The following is a 17,721-nucleotide window of genomic DNA, read 5'->3' as shown; positions in this document are numbered from 1 at the left end:
CCGGGTCGGGTCAGGACGTGGCCACGACGACAGTGCAGCCGCCCAGGCCGGGGCAGACCAGGCCCACCTCGGTGGCCTGGTCGACGGCGATCTTCGCCACCGCGCCGGTGCCGTCCGCCGCCGGCTCGACCTCGTCGCGGATGGTGAGGTCGGCGTCGCCGGGCGCCCGGGCGACGACTGTGAAGCGCGCCGCGCTGCGCAGCACCAGGGTGCGCAGCCCGCCGGGGTCCGCGACCCGCACCACGCAGCCGCCGGAGAACTCCAGCCGGCCCGCCTCGTCGGCGCAGTCGGCGCTGACCGTCGCCGGATCCACGGCGGAACGCTCGCCGCCCAGCGCGCCCAACCGGTCGACGAACCCGTGCCGAGCCTCCGGATCACCCGGCTGGTTGCGACCCGTGCTGACCGCGACCACGAACAACGCCACCAGCAGGACGGCGAACAGCCCCAGCAGCGCCTTCTGCCGACCACTCATCGCGCCACGGCCTTCGCCACGATCTCGGTGAACCGGATCTCGTCGATGCCCGCGAAGTAGCGGTTGGAGCCCTGCGTCTTACCAACCACCAGAAGCGTGACCTGGTGGGGGCCCTTGGCGAGCTGGACCGTGCCGACGTCCAGGAACTCCGTCTTGCGCACTGTCGGCGTGAAGCCGAGGAACGTGCCGCCGACCTGGTTGCCGTCGATGGCGAAGACGGTGTTGGCGTAGTCGAGGGAGGTGGTGCGTACCGCTGCGAAACGCCAGGTGCCGTCGGCCGGGATCTGCACCGTCACGGTGACCTTGTCGCCGATGGCAAGCCCCTGGAAGAACAGCTGCCTGTCGCCGGACCAGGTCACTCCGCAGCAGTTGGGTTGCGCCTCCACCTTCGCCCCGTTCTTCGCCGGGGAGTCCACCACCGCCCCTGGCACCAGGCTCTCCGCCTCGACGGTGACCACCCGCGGCTCGCCGGGGGCCGGCTCGCCGTCGCGGGTCAGCAACACCACCCCCACGGCGACCACCACAAGCACCAACGCCGCCGCGGCGGCGATCCACAACCACGGGGTACGCCGTGGCGGCGCGACCGCCCGCACCTCGTGCGTGACCCGGCCGCTGGAGCGGGAACTCTCCTCCGGCGCGGTGTTCGCCGAGTACGCGAACCCGGTCATGTCGTAGCGCCGGGGCGGGGTGCCGGCCGGCACGGCGAGCTTGACCAGGAACGACACCGAGCCCTGGCCGGGTACCACCCGTTGGGGTTCGGCGACGGTGAACCAGACCCGCTGGGAGCCGTCACCGGGCGCCACGTCGAACACCACGGTGTCCGGCGCGTTTCCCGGGTTGGAGACGGTGAACGTCAGCTCACCGCTGTTGCGCGGATCGACTGTGAACTGCTCGGCGGCGGCGACGACCGCCCACTCGGTGGTCATGACGACTCCTCTTCCAGGACGATCTCGACAGTGGCCGAGGCGGGTTTCTCCGCCTCGACGATGCGGGTGATCACGGCGAGCTGACCGGCGGCGGCGACCGGCACCCGCACCACGACGTGGAAGGCCCGCTCGGCGGGCTCGTCGATGGCGAAGCCCGACATCCCGGTGGCCAACTCCAGGGCTCTGCGCATCCCGTACGGGGTGCCGCGCCATCGGGCCAGCAGGGCGGCGTTGGCCACCAGGTCGCGCAGCCGACCCACCGGCAGCGGCAGCGGGGTGTCCGGTCGGGGCGAGGCCACCACGTGGTCCATCGCCACCCAGCGGGTCAACCGCACGACCAGCCCGTCCGGCGCCCGGTACGGGTCGAACAGCGCGTCCACCTCGGCGAGGATCGCCTCGTCCGGGGCGTGCAGCCCCTCCATCACGTCCAGCAGCGCCCAGAGCACGCTGCCCGGCACGCAGGCCCGCTGATAGGCGGCGGGCAGCAGCCGTTCAATCGCCGAGCGTCGCATCCTGGCGCACCACCTCGATGTCGTGCTCGCCGGAGCAGAGCAGCCAGGTATCGGGGACTGTCACCACGTCGGCGGTGGCCTGGTTGGCGCTGGGCGTCCAGGTGACGGCGTCGGCGCTGCGGTGCACGCCGCGTTCGCCGCTGGCCAGGATCAGCCGCTCCGTCGCGCCGGTGCCGGGCGCGGCGCTCCCGGCCGTCGGGCCGCTCACCGCGATGGCGTCGACCGGCACGAACCGGGTGCGGTCCCGCAACGGCAACCCGCAGTTGACCGACACCGCCTGCCACTGCGGCTGAGCGGCCAGGGTGTCCAGCCGCAGCACCCCGCCGCTCTGCGTGGCCGCCACCGCCTGCTGACCGGCGAACGCGAGGTCCCGGCAGGTGCCGCCGCTCCACCCCGCCTGCATCGACTGCCACTTCACGTCGGACTCGAACAGCCGGGTGCGATGACAGCCCTGGCCGGGTTTCTTCGGATCCGGCTCGCCGGCGCCGCTCCACAGCAGGGTGGCCGGGCCGTCGTACTGCACGGCGAGGACCCGGTTGTCCACGTTGGCCAGACCGACGTGGGTGAAGCTGCCGGGTCGGCCGCCGCTGGTCGACAGGTACACCCCGAAGCTGGCCTGCGCGGCCACCGCCACCCCCGGCGCGCCCCGCTCGGAGACGAACGTACGGACCGCGTAGAAGCCCCGGTCGGCGTCCGACGGGTCGACCAGGATCTGCAACGGCACCGCCCCGGGCAGTAGCGACACCTCGTACAGGCCGGTGTCGGTGGCCGCCAGCAGCGCGCCCGCGCCGTCGCGATCCAGCCAGGCCACGTCGGAGATCCGTGAGTCCAGGTCGGTGAGCAGTGACCACGTCTCGCCAAGGTCGGTGCTCAGGTGCACCCGGGAGCCGCCCGAGGCGCGCAGCGTCACCACTGCCACCGAGCCGGGACGCGCGACGATGCCCGGCCGTACCGGCGCGGGCGCGGGCGCCACCCGCAGCACCGTCTCGTCGTCGAAGCGACCGGCCGGTTCCCAACCCGCGCCGCCGTTGCTGGAGCGGAACAGCACCGGGCCGCGCCCGGCGTACCAGGTGCGCGGCTGGTACTGGTCCACGGCGAGTGCGCGGACGTCGGCGTCGGGGGCCTCGTCGACAACGAACCGCACCGACTCGACGTAGCGCACCCCCGGCTCGGCGTGCTCCAGCAGTCGGTACACGTTTGACGCCCGTAGCGGCTCGCCGAACGGCCAGCCGGTCGGGTTGAGCGCTGTGGGCAGCGGACTCAACGTCTGGTGCAGCCGGTCGTGGATGCGGCGACGGACCGCGTCCACGTCCTCCTCGCGGCGGACCACCACCCGGGCCCGCACCGACACCGCCTTGAACCGTGCCCAGGTGGCCCGGGAGCGGATGCCGACCATCCGGCGCTCCTCCAGGTCCGCCTCGACCCGGTGCCGCGCCTCGGGCACCTCGTGCTCGCGCAGCACCGCCACCGGCAGCCGCCCGCCCGGTCGGGCCGCCTCCGGCACGTACGGCACCAGCACCACCTCGACCTCACCCGGGCGGGCGAAGCTGTACACCGCGGCGCGGGTGAACGCCCGCGCCCGCGCCACCGCGCCGGAGCTGGTCGCGAGGACCTCGAAGTCGCGGGCGGTGACCGCCCGCTGCTGGGCGAAGAACTCGTACGGGCCGCGCAGTAGCACCGACTCCAGCGCCTCCATGTCCCGGCCGCCGGCCGCCGGGGCGGGGTTGTCCACGCGTACCCCCGGTAGTGGGTCGCGAAGACTGGTCAGCGTGCCCGCCGCCACGTTGCCGGTGGGTCCGCCGCCGGCGCGGTACCAGAGCCGGATCTGCCGTCCGGCCGGCGGCACCGCCGCGACGGTCACCGGCGGCACGGTGCTCGTCGGTGCGGTCGCGTCGGCGGTGACCTCGCCGGGCGGGGTCGCCCCGGCGGGGGGTCGCAGGTCGAGGGCCGGGGCGAAGATGACGGTGCCGGAGCAGCGGTCGACCAGGTACGCCTTGGCCTGCGGGCCGAGCCCGGCGAAGCTGTCCACCGGCTGCCAGATCTCGAACGTGCGACCGTCGTGCTCGCGGGCCGCCGCGCCCAGCTCGACAGTGCCGGCCGGCACCTCCACCCCGAGCAGCAGGTCCAGCGCCTCGGCGGTGTGCGTCAGCGGCGCGTGCGCCGCGCGCAGCACCTGCCCCGGCTGGCCGGTGCCCACCCCGAGCAGCTCCGCCTCGACCGGCTCGCAGTGGTGCATCCGTACCGTCACCGACGACTCGTCGGCGGGCAGCAGCGTCGGCTCAGTGGTGACGAACACGACCGGCCGGGGGTCCGCGCCCCGGGCCGCGGCGACCCGCAGCCCGGCCGGGATCCGGACCGCGCCGCGGTCGGTGCCGGTACGGGTGAAACGGACGTCCGCCCAGGCCGCGGTCGGGGCGTGCCGGGTGACCCCGAGCAGGTTCAGGAACGAGACGTACGCCTTCTCCGGCAACTGGTTCAACCGGTAGATCATTACCTCGGTGAGGTGCGCGAACGTCTCCACCAGCGCCATGCCGGGGTCGTGCGCCGACAGGTCGGTCCACGCCGGGCAGGACTGGCGGATCCGTTCCCGGGCCTCGGTGACCAGGTCGAGGAAGCCGCGATCGTCCAGGTGCGGCACGGGCAGCGTCATGACGCTCCTCCCTGAGCGGGCTCGTCGACCGGGAGTAGATCCACTGAGAAGACCAGCTGCCCGGGTGTCAGGCTGGCCCGCACCCGGTAGTCCAACCGGATCACCAGCCGCCACGCGTCGTCCGGATCCGGCCCGGCGTCCACGTCGATCACCTCGACCCGGGGCTCCCACCGGGCGATGGCCTGCCGGACGTAGTGGATGGCCAGACCGGCAGTGGTGTCGTCGTTGGGCGCGAAGACCAACCGGTGCAGCCGGGAGCCGTACCCGGGTCGCATCAGCCGCTCGCCCGGCGTGGTCGACAGGAGCAGGAACAGCGCCTGCCGGACGCTCTCGTCGCCGTCGGTCATCGCCAGGCCGCCGGCCGCGGTGAGCGCCAACCCGCCGGTGCGGCCGGCGTCGAAGCCGGCGCCGACGAAGCGGAAGGCCCTCATCGGTCCGCCCCCAGGAACTGCTGGCGGGGGTCGCGCACCGTGTGCTTGACCAGCCCCGGCGGTGTGCCGTTGGTGAACCCCTCCAGGTGCGACAGCACCAGCCGGTGCCCGTCGACGCGGACCCAGTCGCTGTAGCCGACCCGGACGGTCAGCGTCGTCGTGCACGGCTTGATGGTCGGGCCGTAGTTCGGGCAGGCGATGATTGTGCGTCCCTCCGGGTCGTCGTCGACGAGCACTGGCACACCGGTCACTGTCACCCACTGCCGTGAGGGTCGGTTCTCGACCCGGCCGTCGTGATCGCAGGTGATCACAGAGTCACTGTGGATCCAGCGCATCAGCCGCCTCCTTCGTGGTGGGCGCGGGCGAGCGAACGGGCCCGCTCCGCCGCTGTGGTCGGGTCCTCGGTCGATTCGGCGTGCAGGAAGTCCACGCTGCGGGCGCGCACCACAATGGCCCGGCCGGGTGCGGAGATCACCAGGTCGGACGCCGCGTGCAGGACGGCCAGGTCGGGGGTCAGCTCCAGGAAGCTGCCTCCCTGGGTGCCCAGGCGCAGGCTGCGCCGCACGTCGTCGACGACGATCGACTGCCCGCCGGCGGTGCGCATCGTCCAGCGGCGGGCCTTTCCGTCGTCGATGCCCGCGTCGTACGGCTCGACGGCGCCGAACAGCGAACCGAGCACGATGCCCGACGCCGGCTCGCCGCCCGGCAGCACCACCAGCACGGTGTCGCCCGGATCGGGCAGCGCCACCAGACCCTTGCCCGGCCCGGCGCCCTGGCAGAGCACGGCGAGCCAGCCGGCGTCCAGGTCCCCGTACGCCGGCAGGGTCAACCGGACCCGGCCCAGCCCGTCCGGGTCGGCGACGTCGGTGACGCTGCCGAGGGTGACCACCGCGCCGCCGGTCGGGGTTGTCGGGGTGGCCGGCGGCACCGTGGAGAAACGGGTCAGGTGCCCGTTGCCGTCCACCGTGTGCACCACCTCGGTCAGCACGTACGTCCCGGCGACCGGGTCGGGCACCCCGCCGATGTCGACGCGGCGGCCCGGCCGCAGTGCCGGATCGCCCTCGGCCACCCCCTCGGCCGTGACCAGCGCCGCCGCCCGGGTGTCCAGCCGGGCCTGGGCCAGCGCCGCCAACTCGTCGGCGCTGCGGCCGGGCTGGTCCACGGCGGTGCGAACGCCGTCGGCACCCACGTCGGTCGGGTCCGGACGGTCGTCGGCGGGTCGGCCGCAGCGCGCCTCGTCGACCTGTTGGCTGATCACCTCGGCCCGCTGTGGGTGCCAGCCCAGTGCCGCACTGGCACCGCTGGCCTGGTCGGTATTGGTGGACAGCCGCACTGTGTGCACCCCCGCGCCGAGCGTCAACGCGACCGGCTCCCCGTAGCCGGCGAGGGTGACCAGCCGGACGCCGTCACCGTCGGCGGCCAGGTGCAGCCCGGCCCGGCCGGTCACCTCGCGCAGCAGCTCCAGGTCGCTGTGCCGGTGCTGGAGAAGCCGCTCCAACCGAGGGCCGTCGATCTCGGCGGTCACCGCCAGACCCACAGCGCCGCACAGCTCCCGGGCCAGCTCGACGGCGGTCACCGAGGTGAACACCCGCAACCCCTGCCGCTTGCGCAGCCGGTGCAGCGGGTCGTACGCCCGCAGCCGCAGCACCGCCGCCCCGTCGGCGGCGTACTCCACCTCCACGCAGGTGACCTCACCGGTGAACAGGGCGTCCGCGTGGTCGGCGAGCCGTACGTCGAGCGCCGTGCCGGGGCGAACCGCCGGGTCGAACGCGCCGGTCCCGGCGGTGGTGGCGAGCACCAGCTCGGCCTGGGTGGGCTGATCGAGCCGGGCCGCGACCCGCAGTGAGCGGACCCGCTGACGAGCCGCGCCGACCAACTCGACGCCGTCCAGCAGGACGATCAACGCCCGGGGCGCGACGCTGGTCACGACGTACCCCCCGGGTTGGTGCTGGTGGCCGTGGGGCCCGACGGACCCCAGGCGGCGGGCGCGGTGGCGATCGAGGCGCCGACGAACGACGCGCCGGCACCCACCGCGCCGGCCAACGCCCGCGCGGCGCCGGTCACCGCGCCCACCACCGATCCACCGCTCGGCGCGCCTGGTGGTGGGACGGCGAGCGTGGTGCCGGCCGGCACGGCGAGGGGATCGGTGATCCGGTTGTGCTCGGCCAACAGCCGCCAGCGCAGCGGCGAGCCCAGCGCGTCGTTGGCCAGCAGGTCGAAACGCACACCGGAGCGACCCGGCTCGGCAGCGCCGTCACCGGCGGCGATCACCGCGCTGCCCGGCGCGGCGGTAGGGGTGCTCGCGGCGGCCAACTCCTCGGCGAAGCCGGCCTCGGCCTGATCGGCCGTCTCGGCGGCGCGGACCAGCTTCAGCCGCAGCCAGGACCGTCGCGGCGACCCGGTGCCGGTGAACGCGTCGAACCGTTCCGCCACCGAGATGATCACACCGGGCACGTTCCAGGTCTTGCCCCAGACCAACCGGACCAACGGCGGTCGCAGCCAACCATGCTCGGCCGTGGAATTCTCCGCCAGCATCCACAGCGGACGGGTGAGCACCCGAACGTCGGCCGGACGCAGTTGCGCCTCCACGAAGTCGACGTCGAAGAGCAGGTCCAACACCAGCTCGGTACGGCCACCGCCGGTGAAGACCAGCGGGTCGTCGGCCAGACCGGATCCGGTGAGCTGCCCACCGCCGGCACCCCGCTGCCGTACGCCGGCGAGTCGGGTCACCTGCACGGTCTCCGGGTTGAGCAGGCAGTCCACCCGAACGCCTGAGGAGTCGATGAGGAAGGCGACGCGTTCCATCAGTCACCCGCCTGTTCCCGGTCCAGTCGGGTCAGCTGCGCGGTGTCCACCGCCGCGCCGGCGACCGACCAGAGTGCGGTGTCGTCGGGCAGTGCCGGCCACGGGTCGACACTCCGCGCCGCCGCGCCGGGGAGCGGACCGTCGATGCCGGTCACTCGTCCGCCGCCGGACGTTTCCGTACCGGGGATGCCCACCGCGGCAGGGTGCCCGGGTGGCGCTGGTTCGCCGGGCAGGGCCGGCCAGGGTCCACCGTCCACGACGCGCACCAGGTCAGCGCGCCCGGAGGTCGGTCGGTTTCCGGCGCTCGTCGCCGTCGAGCTGGTCCAGGATGCACCGACCCCGCCCCGGTTCGGCTCGTTCAGGAGGCGGCGCGCAGCCATTGCGTCCACTCGGGACGTCGTGGCCGTACTCGGTGCGTCACCACGCGGGTGCCCGCTCTGGTTCTCAGTGGGCGAGGGCTGAGCGTCCGAGTCGCCCCGGAAGCCGCCGCGACCACCCGGAAGCCGGTCGGCGGTGGGTCGGGCGATCGACGAGCCGGTGGAACGCCAGTGGTCGACCTCGCCGGACCACTGTGCGTCCAGGGGCGGGTGTGAGGTGGTTCGGGTGGCTTCGGCCTCTGCCCGGTGCGGGCGGCCGCTCGGCGAACTGGGCGGCCCGAAGACCATGGAGGGGACCGACTGTCGGGGTCCATCCGCCCGGGGCAACCCCCTTGCCTCGAGGGCCGTGCTGTGGAGGGCCGTGCTGTCGACGGTCGTGGTGTCGAGGGCCGTGGTGTCGAGGGCCGTGGTGTCGGCCCGGACCGCCCGCCGTACCGGAGGCACCGTCGCGTCCGGTCCCCCCGGCCAGGTCGAGCCGGCTGGCGGGGTCGACGCGTCCGGCCAGGTGGATCCGGCCGGTGGGGTGGTCAGGTCCGAGCTGGACGACGGTGTCCCGCCGCCGGATGGGGCGGCGGCACTGCTCCCCGTACCGTCCGGCTGGCCGCCGGCCCGCGACGGGCAGGCCGACCTGCCGGTTCGGCTCTCGGCCCGCGACCTGGTCGACCTCTCGTCCCCGCTCGCACCGGGACCGCCCACGTCGGCTTGGCCGTCGATCCTGCTGGACCTGCCGGGCCTGCCGAGCCTGCTGGACTCGTCGGACCTGCCGTCAACGACCGGGTCCGCACCCTCGGCGTCGACCCGACCGGTCGATTCGCCCTGCCCGCCGTCCCGGACCTCGGCCTCGGCGGTGCCGTTCGGGGACGGGTCGAGGTCCAGGTCGTGCAGCAGGCCGGGCGCGTGGGCAGCGACCAGGTCCAGCCAGTGTCGCGGAGGCTCCCCGAAACGGCGTGGGGCCACCACGGGCGTCTGCGACGGCGGCGGAAGGTGACCGGCGGCCTCGACCCGCCCGGCGAGGCGCTGCACCGCCCCGGCCGCCGAGCGCAGCCGGCCGGCCAGCCAGCTACGCGGGCGTCGGCGCGGTGGCACCGCCGGTCTCCAGCTCCAGGCCCTCGTAGCGCAGGGTCAGCGAGGCGATGGCGATCTCGTGGCTGAGGGTGTTGAGGTGCGCCCCGCGCCACCGGGTCGGCCAGGCGTCGATCAGGTTCCAGCGCAGCACCTCGGCCGTCCCGACCGAGTCGAGCAGCACCACCGAGACGTTGCGCCGATTGAGGGTGCCCTGGGCGGTGGCGTTCACCCAGTCCCACAACTCGCGGGAGGCGGTGAGGCCGAAGTGCAGCGTCACCGGCTCGTACTCGGCCTGACCGGGCACCATCCGCATCCGACCCAGGCCGTGCTCCCGGTACGGCTGCCCAGGAATGTTCACCTCCAACCCGGTCATCTCGGTGAAGTGGCCGTTGGTGACGCCGTTGATGAGCAGTCGGAAGTTGTACGCCCGGTACGGGTCGACCGGGGCCCCGGGTTGCGGGGTGGCGGTGGTGGGCATGTCAGCCTCCGATCGTCTCGGTCTCGGTGCCGCCGGCCCACTGGCTCAGCTTGAACACCACGAATTCGGCGGGCTTGACGACAGCGATGCCGATGTGGGCGATCACCATGCCCGCGTCGCGGACGTCCGGCGGGTTGGTCTCCTCGTCGCACTTGACGAAGAACGCCTCCTCCGGGCTGCGCCCCAGCAGCGCGCCGTCGCGCCACACCCGGGTGAGAAACGCCCCGATGTCGCGTCGGATCGAACGCCAGAGGGTGAAGTCGTTGGGCTCGAACACCATCCACCGGGTGCCGTTGGCGATGGCCTGCTCGATGGCGATGCTGAGGCGTCGGACGTTGAGGTAGCGCCACTCGCTGGCCTCGGCGGCGAGCGTACGGGCGCCCCAGACGCGGATGCCCTCGCCGGCGAAGTAGCGGATCACGTTGACACCCTTGGGGTTGAGCACGTCGTGCTCCGGCCGGGTGACCAGGTAGCCCAGGTCGACGGCGCCGCGGACCGGCTCGTTGGCCGGCGCCTTGTGCACCCCGCGCAGGGCGTCGGTGCGGGCCCAGATGCCGGCCAGGTGCCCGCTCGGCGGGGTGAGTTCCAACTCGCCGCTGATCGGGTCGCGCACCCGCAGCCAGGGGTAGTAGAACGCGCCGAACTCGGACTGTCGCGGCCGGTAGGCGGCCCCCTCGTGGCCGCCGGAGCCGCCCGGCTGGGTCGGACCGCTGCCGGGACCGCCGGGGGCGCCGCCGCTCGTACCCTCGGCGGGTTTGGGGGGTTTGCCGGAGGACGGCGTGGCCACCCTTGTCAACGCGGAGATGTCGTCGATGTCCGGCGCCGGGTCGCAGATCGCCACCATGGTGCGGGTGCGCTCGGCCATGCTGAGCAGCGCCTCGTGGGACACCACGTCGTGGAAGCCGGGCGCGGCGATGATGGAGATCTCGTCGACGGCCTCCAGCAGTTGCAGACCGCCACGCCGCTGCCCGGAGCCGGTGATCGCGCCACCCTCGCCGACGTTGACCACCCAGCAGCGGGCGCCCCCGTTGTCCAGGAAGCCGAAGACCGCCCGGGCCAGCGGGGTGCTCTCCACCCGCTCCCCACCGGCGAAGAGCCGCAGGAACTCCGTCCAGTTGTTGACCGGCACCGCCTTGCCCAGGTGGGCGGAGCGGTCCGGGGCGACGCCGACGAAGGCGGCGATGCTGGTGCTCGCCGGCCCGATCGGTCGGGCGCCGCTGGGGACCTCCTCGACATAGATGCCGGGGGAGAAGTAACTGGGCATCGGTCCTCCTGTGCCTGTGGGTGTCAGTGGGTCGGTGGCGCGCAGACGATGACGATGTCGTCCTCGGCCGGGTCGACGTCGGCGGTGAGGACGAGCCCGCGGCCGGTCAGCCGCAGCCGGACCGGGCCCGGGTGCTCGGGGTCGTGCGGGACGCCGACGATCAGGAAACGGCCCTCGGTGTCGGTGTGGGTGGCGGACCCGGTGGCGGGCAGCTCGACCCGCATCGCGGCCAGTGGCTGCTCCTGGGGGCCGAGCACCCGCCCACCGAGGCTGCGCACGTCGAGTTGCCGCAACCGCAACGGATGCAGAACCGGCGGCGCCGCCGGAGTCGGGTGGTCCACCTGCGCCGCCACGTCGATCAGCAGCGCCGGTCGGGGTGCCGTACCGAACGCCGTCCACAGTGCTGGGTCGCCGGCCTCCAGCACTACCGGGTAACTGCCGTCGCTGGTCGCGGCGGTGAGCACCCGGTCCAGCCGGGGCAACCCGGCCGGCCCGGTGACGCAGAGCAGGTGGCGGACAGTGAACCGGTACGGTTCGCGGACCGCGCCGCTGGAGCGGGTCTGCCGGGCCGGGCGCAGCTCCATCGGCCAGAGGGTGAGCCCATCGGCGTCGTCGCACGCGCGGGGCGGGCCGATCGGGACCGGTTCCCCCGCCGCGCTGGCCACCCAGGCGACCAGCTCGGCGGTGGCGCTCTCGATCGGTCCGCGCCCGTGGGTGGTCATCGCGGCGGCGTCCCCTGGATCCGGTACGCGATGGCCTCGTTCCACACGTGCGGGTAGACGCCGATCTCGAAGTACCGGGTGAAGCGGTTGATCGGCGCGTTTGTGTGGTCGTGGTAGAGCAGCCACACCGGCGCGATGGTGAACAGGACGTAGTTGGCCAGCACGAGGGGGATGTAGAGCGGCCCGAGCAGGCGACCCTGGAAGATGTGCACGTCCTCGTGCCGCTGGATGCCTGAGCTGGAGCCGGCGCAGACGGTGCCGATGGTGGTGGCGTAGCGGGGCGAGACCCCCTCCACCACGCTGACCCGACCGCTGCCCAGTGAGGTGGGCCGGTCCAGTGAGTGCCCGAAGACCAGGTGCACGGTGAGGTAGATGGCGCCGACGACAGTGTTGAGCAGACTCCAGGTGTGGTCGACGACGAAGAGGAAGATGCCGCGGGCGTCCGAGCCGTACACCCCGGCGGAGGCCACCGACCAGCCGAAGACCGCGCCGACCACCAGGCCCACGACGGCGCCGATCAGCAGCCCGATCGAGCCACCGGCGAGGAAGCCGAGCAGGGCGGCGAAGCCGACCTGGATGGCTGCGCTGAGAATTCCGAAGACCATGACGACACCCCTCAGACCCAGGAACGGAAGACTCGGGGCTCACGACCGCTCGCGACCTGGGTCGGCGTCGCCTGTCGGTTGCCGGGCGGGAACTGGTTGACGCCGAGCGCGGCGGAGAAGATGACCAGCGCGTTGAAGAACGCGATGACCCACTTCTCGCCGCCGGCGTCGTCGGCGAACGCCGCTGTCACGTAGGACAGCAGCAGCGCGATGGCGATGGCGATCCACTTACGGAGCTTGTCGCCGCTCGGGCCGATCAGCCCGCCGATGACGTTGGTGGCCAGCAGGGTGGCGGCGCTCGCGCCGGCGATGGTCCCCAGGGCTGCCCAGGTGAAGAGATCGTTCATGACGATCCCCCTTCTGCGATGGTGCGACCGGGATGTGGTGGTGGTGAGGTCCGGTGCCCCCGCGCGGGAGCACCGGGGCCGGTCGCCGTCGTTTCGGGGGGCGGCCGGAGCCGGGCGTGGCCGGCTCAGCCGGCCACCAGATGGATCAGCCAGGCCCCGGAGCGCCGGCGGGCGGGCCCGGCGGCGGGGTCGGACCGGGCGCAGCCGGCGCCGCGGGGTGACGGCGACGAACCAGGAGTACGCCCACAGCGGCGAGCAGCAGCAGGAGGAGGACACCGCCGACGACCAGCAGCCAGGGGAATCCGCCGTCATCCTCCTCGCCGGCGGCAACCGGCGAGGTGGACGGTCGTGGTGGCGCCTCGGCCACGGCCCGCAGCTCGGCTGGCTTCTCCTGGTTGGGATCGACCTTCCAACTGACCGAACGGCCGTTGACGGTGCCATTGCTGTCGATCACCCGGCCGGGAAATGTCACCGAGATCTCGAACGACATGAGCTTGAGGAACGCCTGTTGGTTTTGCGGATTCTGCTCCGCAACCTTTCCGCCATATTTCTTGGGATCGAGCGGCAGCGTGAAGCGGTAAAGATCACCGTCCCGGACCAGTTTCACGCTCTCGGTGTCGAAACCGGCCAGCGGCGCCTTGCGATAACTGATCTGGGAGCCGTAGAAAGTGTCGTCCTGGTAGAGGGTTTCCTCGCCGGCCGGTAGGGCGGGGATATTCTGCCGCAACTCCGCGAAGGCGACCGGGAGGTTCTTGTTGCGGCCGCTCAGCACCGACTTCTGGGCCGTCAGCAGGAGCTGCCCGTCGACAGTGTCGTCGGCGTTGACGGTCAACCCCATGTTGAGTTGCATGCAGCCGCTCAGCGCGGCGAGAAGAAGGAGGCACACCGCGACGCGGAGTGCCCTACCGCGGTTGACTCTCCTGTTCATGGGGTCAGTGTGTGTGATCGCTTTCACTATCAGCAGTCAGCGATCGGTCACAACGAAGTCGCCGATTGTACCGGCGCACTGTCGCCTTTGATTAGCCCCGACGACGACCCGATTGACTATTCTGGAGCTTTGGGGTCACGACGGTTCCTCGCCGGCCGTAGTCTGGTCGGATGAGAATTGTCGCGTGCGTCCTGCTGGTAGATCCCGACGGGCAGCTGCTGTTGCAGCTGCGCGACGGCGACGCGACGCACCACCCGAACGTGTGGGGGCTGCCCGGCGGCCACGGCGAGCCGGGGGAGACGCCGGAGCAGACCGCCGAGCGGGAGTTGTTGGAGGAGACCGGCCTGCGGGCCGACGGGCCACTGCAACCGGTCGCCGTGCAATCGCTGCCCGAGCTTGCCCGGGTCAAGCACTACTTCCTCGGAAGCACCAGGGCCCGGCAGGAGGACGTGGTGCTCGGCGAGGGCGCCGCGATGCTCTTCGTCCCCGGTGCCGAAGTGCTCGACGGTCGTCAGTGGACGCCGGGCACAGTGGAGGTGCTGACCGAGTTTCTCGCCTCCGCGGAGTACGCCGCACTGGCCACCGGCCGGATCGCTGGGCCGGCTCAGCCCGCCGGTGGTCGCCAGTCCGCGTAGCGGGCCATGCTGCGCAGGGCGACCCTGCCCGGGGTGAGTCGCAACGCGATGGTCCGCATCGCGAAGGCAATCGGGTTGTGCAGCTGCTGTCCGAACCGCCCAGCGATGTAGGAGGCACGGGCGACGGACTGACTGCGCCCTCGACGCTGCTCGTCGTACGCGGCCAAGGCGGCCGGCACTTCCTCGGCGCCGCTGGCGCAGACCGCGCCGAGCACCACCGCGTCCTCGATCGCCTGGCCGGCGCCCTGCCCGAGGTTGGGTGTCATCGGATGGGCGGCGTCGCCGAGCAGCGCCACCCGGCCCCGCACGTACGAGGGCAGCGGCTCGGCCAGGTAGTGGATGTCGTTGCGCAGCACGACGTCGGGTGGGGTTGCCGCGAGAAGCGCCGGGATGGGGTCGTGCCATCCGCCGAAGCGCTCCCGCACTGCCGCCAGCTCGTTGGGGGCGTGGCCGCCGGGCGGGGCGTTCAGCGCGCCGTACCAGTAGAGCTGGCCGTCGCCGATCGGCACCATGCCGAACTCGGCTCCCGGCCCCCAGGTGATGGCGGCCGGGATCGGATCGGGGAACGCGATGGCCGCCCGCCACGTCGTCGATCCGGCGTACACCGGGCCGGGGTGTTGCGGCCAGAGCTGGGCGCGGACCCGGCTGCGCAGGCCGTCGGCGCCGACCACCAGATCGGCGGTGAGGGTGTGGGGGCCGTCCGGCCCCTGGTAGCGCACCTCGGCGTGGTCCGGGCCGGACTCGACGTGCTCCACCACGGCGTTGGTGTGCAGGGACGACGCCGGCAGAGCCTCGCGCAGGATGCGGTGCAGCGTGGCCCGGTGCACGCCGAGCGCCGTGGTGCCCAGCTGCCTGATCATCTCCGAGGCGTCCACCCGGGACAACCAGCGCCCGTGCCGGTTGCGGATCCCGCCGGGCGCCTCACCGTGCCCACCGCGGCGCAGGGCCGGACCGAGGTCGAGGGCGTCCAGCGCGCGCACGGCGTTGGCCATCAGGCTCAGGCCGGCGCCGACCTCGCGCATCTCGGGGGCGCGCTCCAGCACTGTGACCCGCCACCCGTGCCGGTGCAGGGCGAGCGCCGCGCTCAGCCCGCCGATGCCGGCGCCCACCACCACCGCGTGTGAGTCGTCCATGTCGATCCTCCTTCTACACCTGTAGAAGAGTGATACTACCTCCGGACCACCAGGAGGGAGAAGTGCCATGACGGCGCGGGTGAACCGGATCGCGACACTGTCCGACGCGGCCATCGAACTGATCGCCGACGGTGGCATGCGAGCCCTGACCCACCGGGCGGTCGACGGCCGCGCCGGTATGCCGCCAGGCACCACCTCCGCGTACCTGCGGACCCGGCAGGCGCTGATCGAGGCGGTCGTCGGACGGCTCGCCGAACGGGACCGGGCCGACCTTGCCGCGTACGACCTGCCGACCGGCCCGCCAACCCCGACGTCCGCCCCCCGGCTCGACAGCGGCGACCTCGACGCCCTCGCGGCCGGTGTCGCCGAGGTGCTCGACCGCTGGTTGAGCACCGGACGCAGCCGGAGCCTCGCCCGCTACGCCTGCCTGCTGGAGGCGGTGCACCGGCCCGAGCTGCGCGGCATCCTGCAACACGGCACCGGCCTTCGGGTGCAGGCCCGGGATCTGCTGACCCGGGCCGGAGCCACCGACCCCGACCGGCAGGGCGACCAGTTCGTGGCGTTCGTGGACGGGCTGCTCTTCGACCGGCTGGCCGGCGCGGGCGCGCTCAGCGCCCCACAGCCCGGCACCACGGCCAGCCGCGCCGACCTGAGCGCCGCCGTCCGTACGCTGCTGCGAGCCCTCACCGGAAGCTGACCCGCCCGGCGCCGGTCGGCGGGTGGGCCGTCAGGCCTGACGGTGTGTGGGCCTGACGGTGTGTGGGCCTGGCTGCGTGCGGACCCGACGGTGTGTGGGCCTGGTGATGTGCGGGCCTGGCTGGGTGCGGGCCCGTCTGCGCGCTGGCACCCGGGCGGGTCGCGAGCAGCCCGGTGATCAGGTCCGCCGCGTGATGGGAGACGATCGCCCCGAGATGCCGTGGGCCGCCGGCATGGCGTCGTGGGCCGGCCCTTTGGAGCTGAACTGTTTGCGACATCGCGCCTGATGCCGTGGGCCGCCGGCATGGTGTCGTGGGCCGGCCCTTTGGAGCTGAATCGTTTACGACATCGCGCCTGATTCGTCTACGGCATCAGCTCCAAAGGGCGAGCGGACAGGGTGCTGCGGTGAGCTGGCGGTGTGCCGGGGTGAGCTGGTGGCGGGTGTGGTGAGCTGGGGCCGGGGCCGGGGCCGGGGCCGGGGTCGGGGTCGGGGCCGTGGCGGCGGGCCGGGCGGCGTGGGTGGGTGGGTGGGGGAGGTTGGGCGATGGTGCGGTTCAGGGGCCTGCGGACTGCCGGCGGGCGGTTGCGGCACGGCTGGCGGCCGGTGCTGGAGGCGACCGTCGCGGCGACCGTGGCCTGGCTGCTGGCCACCCGGCTGCTCGGGCACCCGCAGCCCTTCTTCGCGCCGGCCGCCGCGTTGATCGTCCTCGGGCAGGCCCGGGGGCAGCGCATTCGCCGGGCCGTCGAGGTCATCCTCGGGGTCGCCGCCGGGGTGCTCGTCGCCGACCTGGTGGTGCAGGCGCTCGGCCCGGGCAGCACCTGGACGGTGTTCACAGTCATCCTGCTCACCGTCCTCCTCGCGGTGGCCTTCGGCGCCACCGGCGTGACGCTGGTGCAGGCGGCGGTCTCCGCGCTCTACCTGGTGGTGGTCGCACCACCGGACGGCTCGTTGGTGCCGTTCCGCTTCGTCGACGCGCTGGTCGGCGGCGCGGTAGCCCTCGCGGCCAGCCTGCTGGTCGACGCCCGGCATCCCCTCGCGCCGCTGGTCGCCGAGGTGCGGCGGACCTTCGACGAGTTGGCCGGGCTGCTCGGCGGGATCGCCGACGCGCTGGACGGCCGCGACGAGCCGGCTGCGGTCGCCGCGCTGCGGCAGGCGCGGGGGATGGACGCCCGGGTGGACGGGCTGCGCGACGGTGTGCTGGCCGCCGGTGAGGCGCTGCGGCTCAACGTCCGTCGACGTCGGCACATCGGTCGGCTGCGCTCGGTGGACGAGTCGATCCGGCAGATCGACTACGCGGTTCGCAACGTCCGGGTGCTGGCCCGTGCGGGCGTGACCCTCAGCCGGCTGCACACTCCGGCCCCACCCGAGCTGGGCGCCGCCCTGCGGTCACTGGCCGAGGCGGTCCGTCAGGCCGGCGCCGCCCTCGCCGCGGACCTGAACGGGCAGGAGGAGACCGCCGACCGACACGCCACCCGGGCCGACGAGTCGGCGTTGGCAGCGGTGCACGCCGCCGGGCAGCTCTTCGGTCCCACGCAGACCCTTCCTCTAGCGATGATCATCGGTCAGGTTCGGGCCACGGCCATCGACCTGCTGCGCGGCGTCAACCCGGAGGACGACGCCGCCGTCCTCGCCCGCGTCGACGACGCCCTCGGCCTCCCGCCGGTCTGACGTCCG

Annotated in this window: 19 protein-coding genes; 3 read left to right on the top strand and 16 right to left on the bottom strand. The window is 73.2% G+C overall.

What is annotated here, in order from left to right; translation table 11 throughout:
- Nucleotides 1-10: 10 nt before the first annotated feature.
- The 15 genes from AB0C19_RS22175 to AB0C19_RS22105 all read right to left on the bottom strand — a co-directional run bounded on the left by AB0C19_RS22175 (nucleotide 11) and on the right by AB0C19_RS22105 (nucleotide 13,582).
- The gene (locus AB0C19_RS22175) at nucleotides 11-472 is read right to left on the bottom strand and encodes a hypothetical protein (protein WP_357188186.1); all 462 of its coding nucleotides are present in this window, start codon (nucleotides 470-472) and stop codon (nucleotides 11-13) included.
- Nucleotides 469-1,398, bottom strand: a complete 930-nt coding sequence (locus AB0C19_RS22170; RefSeq protein WP_357188185.1) for a hypothetical protein — start codon at nucleotides 1,396-1,398, stop codon at nucleotides 469-471. Before AB0C19_RS22170 ends, AB0C19_RS22175 begins: the two co-directional genes overlap by 4 nt.
- On the bottom strand, nucleotides 1,395-1,910 hold the full coding sequence (locus tag AB0C19_RS22165; protein WP_091398506.1) for a phage tail protein: 516 nt from the start codon (nucleotides 1,908-1,910) through the stop codon (nucleotides 1,395-1,397). The genes AB0C19_RS22170 and AB0C19_RS22165 overlap by 4 nt, the downstream gene beginning before the upstream one ends.
- Nucleotides 1,891-4,560 carry a putative baseplate assembly protein gene (locus AB0C19_RS22160; RefSeq protein ID WP_357188182.1) on the bottom strand — a complete coding sequence of 890 codons (2,670 nt, stop codon included), beginning with the start codon at nucleotides 4,558-4,560 and terminating at the stop codon, nucleotides 1,891-1,893. The genes AB0C19_RS22165 and AB0C19_RS22160 overlap by 20 nt, the downstream gene beginning before the upstream one ends.
- Nucleotides 4,557-4,991: a GPW/gp25 family protein gene (locus tag AB0C19_RS22155; protein ID WP_357188180.1), complete on the bottom strand. Its 435-nt coding sequence runs from the start codon at nucleotides 4,989-4,991 to the stop codon at nucleotides 4,557-4,559. Before AB0C19_RS22155 ends, AB0C19_RS22160 begins: the two co-directional genes overlap by 4 nt.
- Nucleotides 4,988-5,326, bottom strand: a complete 339-nt coding sequence (locus AB0C19_RS22150) for a hypothetical protein (protein WP_357188178.1) — start codon at nucleotides 5,324-5,326, stop codon at nucleotides 4,988-4,990. Before AB0C19_RS22150 ends, AB0C19_RS22155 begins: the two co-directional genes overlap by 4 nt.
- Nucleotides 5,326-6,918, bottom strand: coding sequence for a contractile injection system protein, VgrG/Pvc8 family (locus AB0C19_RS22145; protein WP_357188176.1), 1,593 nt, complete (start codon nucleotides 6,916-6,918; stop codon nucleotides 5,326-5,328). Before AB0C19_RS22145 ends, AB0C19_RS22150 begins: the two co-directional genes overlap by 1 nt.
- Nucleotides 6,915-7,796, bottom strand: a complete 882-nt coding sequence (locus AB0C19_RS22140; RefSeq protein ID WP_357188174.1) for a hypothetical protein — start codon at nucleotides 7,794-7,796, stop codon at nucleotides 6,915-6,917. Before AB0C19_RS22140 ends, AB0C19_RS22145 begins: the two co-directional genes overlap by 4 nt.
- Complete coding sequence (locus AB0C19_RS22135; RefSeq protein WP_357188172.1) at nucleotides 7,796-9,259, bottom strand: hypothetical protein; 1,464 nt, start codon at nucleotides 9,257-9,259, stop codon at nucleotides 7,796-7,798. Before AB0C19_RS22135 ends, AB0C19_RS22140 begins: the two co-directional genes overlap by 1 nt.
- Nucleotides 9,234-9,716, bottom strand: coding sequence for a phage tail protein (locus AB0C19_RS22130; protein ID WP_030327509.1), 483 nt, complete (start codon nucleotides 9,714-9,716; stop codon nucleotides 9,234-9,236). The genes AB0C19_RS22135 and AB0C19_RS22130 overlap by 26 nt, the downstream gene beginning before the upstream one ends.
- Before the next feature lies 1 nt (nucleotide 9,717).
- The gene (locus tag AB0C19_RS22125; protein WP_357188170.1) at nucleotides 9,718-10,980 is read right to left on the bottom strand and encodes a phage tail sheath subtilisin-like domain-containing protein; all 1,263 of its coding nucleotides are present in this window, start codon (nucleotides 10,978-10,980) and stop codon (nucleotides 9,718-9,720) included.
- A gap of 23 nt (nucleotides 10,981-11,003) precedes the next feature.
- Nucleotides 11,004-11,702, bottom strand: coding sequence for a carboxypeptidase regulatory-like domain-containing protein (locus AB0C19_RS22120; RefSeq protein ID WP_357188168.1), 699 nt, complete (start codon nucleotides 11,700-11,702; stop codon nucleotides 11,004-11,006).
- Nucleotides 11,699-12,307: a glycine zipper family protein gene (locus AB0C19_RS22115; RefSeq protein ID WP_357188166.1), complete on the bottom strand. Its 609-nt coding sequence runs from the start codon at nucleotides 12,305-12,307 to the stop codon at nucleotides 11,699-11,701. Before AB0C19_RS22115 ends, AB0C19_RS22120 begins: the two co-directional genes overlap by 4 nt.
- An 11-nt stretch (nucleotides 12,308-12,318) precedes the next feature.
- Nucleotides 12,319-12,654: a hypothetical protein gene (locus tag AB0C19_RS22110; protein ID WP_030327513.1), complete on the bottom strand. Its 336-nt coding sequence runs from the start codon at nucleotides 12,652-12,654 to the stop codon at nucleotides 12,319-12,321.
- Nucleotides 12,655-12,799: 145 nt separating this feature from the next.
- A complete protein-coding gene (locus AB0C19_RS22105; protein ID WP_357188164.1) occupies nucleotides 12,800-13,582 on the bottom strand; it encodes a DUF3153 domain-containing protein in 783 nt (260 codons plus the stop codon).
- 170 nt (nucleotides 13,583-13,752) lie between these two features.
- Here AB0C19_RS22105 and AB0C19_RS22100 point away from each other — a divergent pair, with 170 nt between their 5' ends.
- Entirely contained in the window at nucleotides 13,753-14,217 is a 465-nt protein-coding gene (locus AB0C19_RS22100; protein ID WP_357188162.1) for an NUDIX domain-containing protein, read from the top strand.
- Here the strand turns inward: AB0C19_RS22100 and AB0C19_RS22095 are convergent.
- Entirely contained in the window at nucleotides 14,187-15,350 is a 1,164-nt protein-coding gene (locus AB0C19_RS22095) for an FAD-dependent oxidoreductase (protein ID WP_357188160.1), read from the bottom strand. The genes AB0C19_RS22100 and AB0C19_RS22095 overlap by 31 nt on opposite strands.
- A 67-nt stretch (nucleotides 15,351-15,417) precedes the next feature.
- Here AB0C19_RS22095 and AB0C19_RS22090 point away from each other — a divergent pair, with 67 nt between their 5' ends.
- Both AB0C19_RS22090 and AB0C19_RS22085 read left to right on the top strand, forming a co-directional pair.
- A complete protein-coding gene (locus AB0C19_RS22090) occupies nucleotides 15,418-16,047 on the top strand; it encodes a TetR/AcrR family transcriptional regulator (RefSeq protein WP_357188158.1) in 630 nt (209 codons plus the stop codon).
- A gap of 543 nt (nucleotides 16,048-16,590) precedes the next feature.
- Nucleotides 16,591-17,715, top strand: a complete 1,125-nt coding sequence (locus tag AB0C19_RS22085) for an FUSC family protein (RefSeq protein WP_357188156.1) — start codon at nucleotides 16,591-16,593, stop codon at nucleotides 17,713-17,715.
- Nucleotides 17,716-17,721 lie beyond the last annotated feature (6 nt).

Origin of the sequence: Micromonospora sp. NPDC048842 (assembly GCF_040649935.1) — a bacterium.
Classification (GTDB): Bacteria; Actinomycetota; Actinomycetes; order Mycobacteriales; family Micromonosporaceae; genus Micromonospora; species Micromonospora hortensis.
Note: the sequence above shows the minus strand (reverse complement) of the source record. Positions and strands in the feature narration are given on the sequence as shown.

What these genes read in the sequence shown, in the direction of transcription:
- AB0C19_RS22175 (WP_357188186.1), bottom strand. Translation starts at nt 472, where the DNA reads ATGAGTGGTCGGCAGAAGGCGCTGCTGGGGCTGTTCGCCGTCCTGCTG.
- AB0C19_RS22170 (WP_357188185.1), bottom strand. Translation starts at nt 1,398, where the DNA reads ATGACCACCGAGTGGGCGGTCGTCGCCGCCGCCGAGCAGTTCACAGTC.
- AB0C19_RS22165 (WP_091398506.1), bottom strand. Translation starts at nt 1,910, where the DNA reads ATGCGACGCTCGGCGATTGAACGGCTGCTGCCCGCCGCCTATCAGCGG.
- AB0C19_RS22160 (WP_357188182.1), bottom strand. Translation starts at nt 4,560, where the DNA reads ATGACGCTGCCCGTGCCGCACCTGGACGATCGCGGCTTCCTCGACCTG.
- AB0C19_RS22155 (WP_357188180.1), bottom strand. Translation starts at nt 4,991, where the DNA reads ATGAGGGCCTTCCGCTTCGTCGGCGCCGGCTTCGACGCCGGCCGCACC.
- AB0C19_RS22150 (WP_357188178.1), bottom strand. Translation starts at nt 5,326, where the DNA reads ATGCGCTGGATCCACAGTGACTCTGTGATCACCTGCGATCACGACGGC.
- AB0C19_RS22140 (WP_357188174.1), bottom strand. Translation starts at nt 7,796, where the DNA reads ATGGAACGCGTCGCCTTCCTCATCGACTCCTCAGGCGTTCGGGTGGAC.
- AB0C19_RS22130 (WP_030327509.1), bottom strand. Translation starts at nt 9,716, where the DNA reads ATGCCCACCACCGCCACCCCGCAACCCGGGGCCCCGGTCGACCCGTAC.
- AB0C19_RS22125 (WP_357188170.1), bottom strand. Translation starts at nt 10,980, where the DNA reads ATGCCCAGTTACTTCTCCCCCGGCATCTATGTCGAGGAGGTCCCCAGC.
- AB0C19_RS22120 (WP_357188168.1), bottom strand. Translation starts at nt 11,702, where the DNA reads ATGACCACCCACGGGCGCGGACCGATCGAGAGCGCCACCGCCGAGCTG.
- AB0C19_RS22115 (WP_357188166.1), bottom strand. Translation starts at nt 12,307, where the DNA reads ATGGTCTTCGGAATTCTCAGCGCAGCCATCCAGGTCGGCTTCGCCGCC.
- AB0C19_RS22110 (WP_030327513.1), bottom strand. Translation starts at nt 12,654, where the DNA reads ATGAACGATCTCTTCACCTGGGCAGCCCTGGGGACCATCGCCGGCGCG.
- AB0C19_RS22105 (WP_357188164.1), bottom strand. Translation starts at nt 13,582, where the DNA reads ATGAACAGGAGAGTCAACCGCGGTAGGGCACTCCGCGTCGCGGTGTGC.
- AB0C19_RS22100 (WP_357188162.1), top strand. Translation starts at nt 13,753, where the DNA reads ATGAGAATTGTCGCGTGCGTCCTGCTGGTAGATCCCGACGGGCAGCTG.
- AB0C19_RS22095 (WP_357188160.1), bottom strand. Translation starts at nt 15,350, where the DNA reads ATGGACGACTCACACGCGGTGGTGGTGGGCGCCGGCATCGGCGGGCTG.
- AB0C19_RS22090 (WP_357188158.1), top strand. Translation starts at nt 15,418, where the DNA reads ATGACGGCGCGGGTGAACCGGATCGCGACACTGTCCGACGCGGCCATC.
- AB0C19_RS22085 (WP_357188156.1), top strand. Translation starts at nt 16,591, where the DNA reads ATGGTGCGGTTCAGGGGCCTGCGGACTGCCGGCGGGCGGTTGCGGCAC.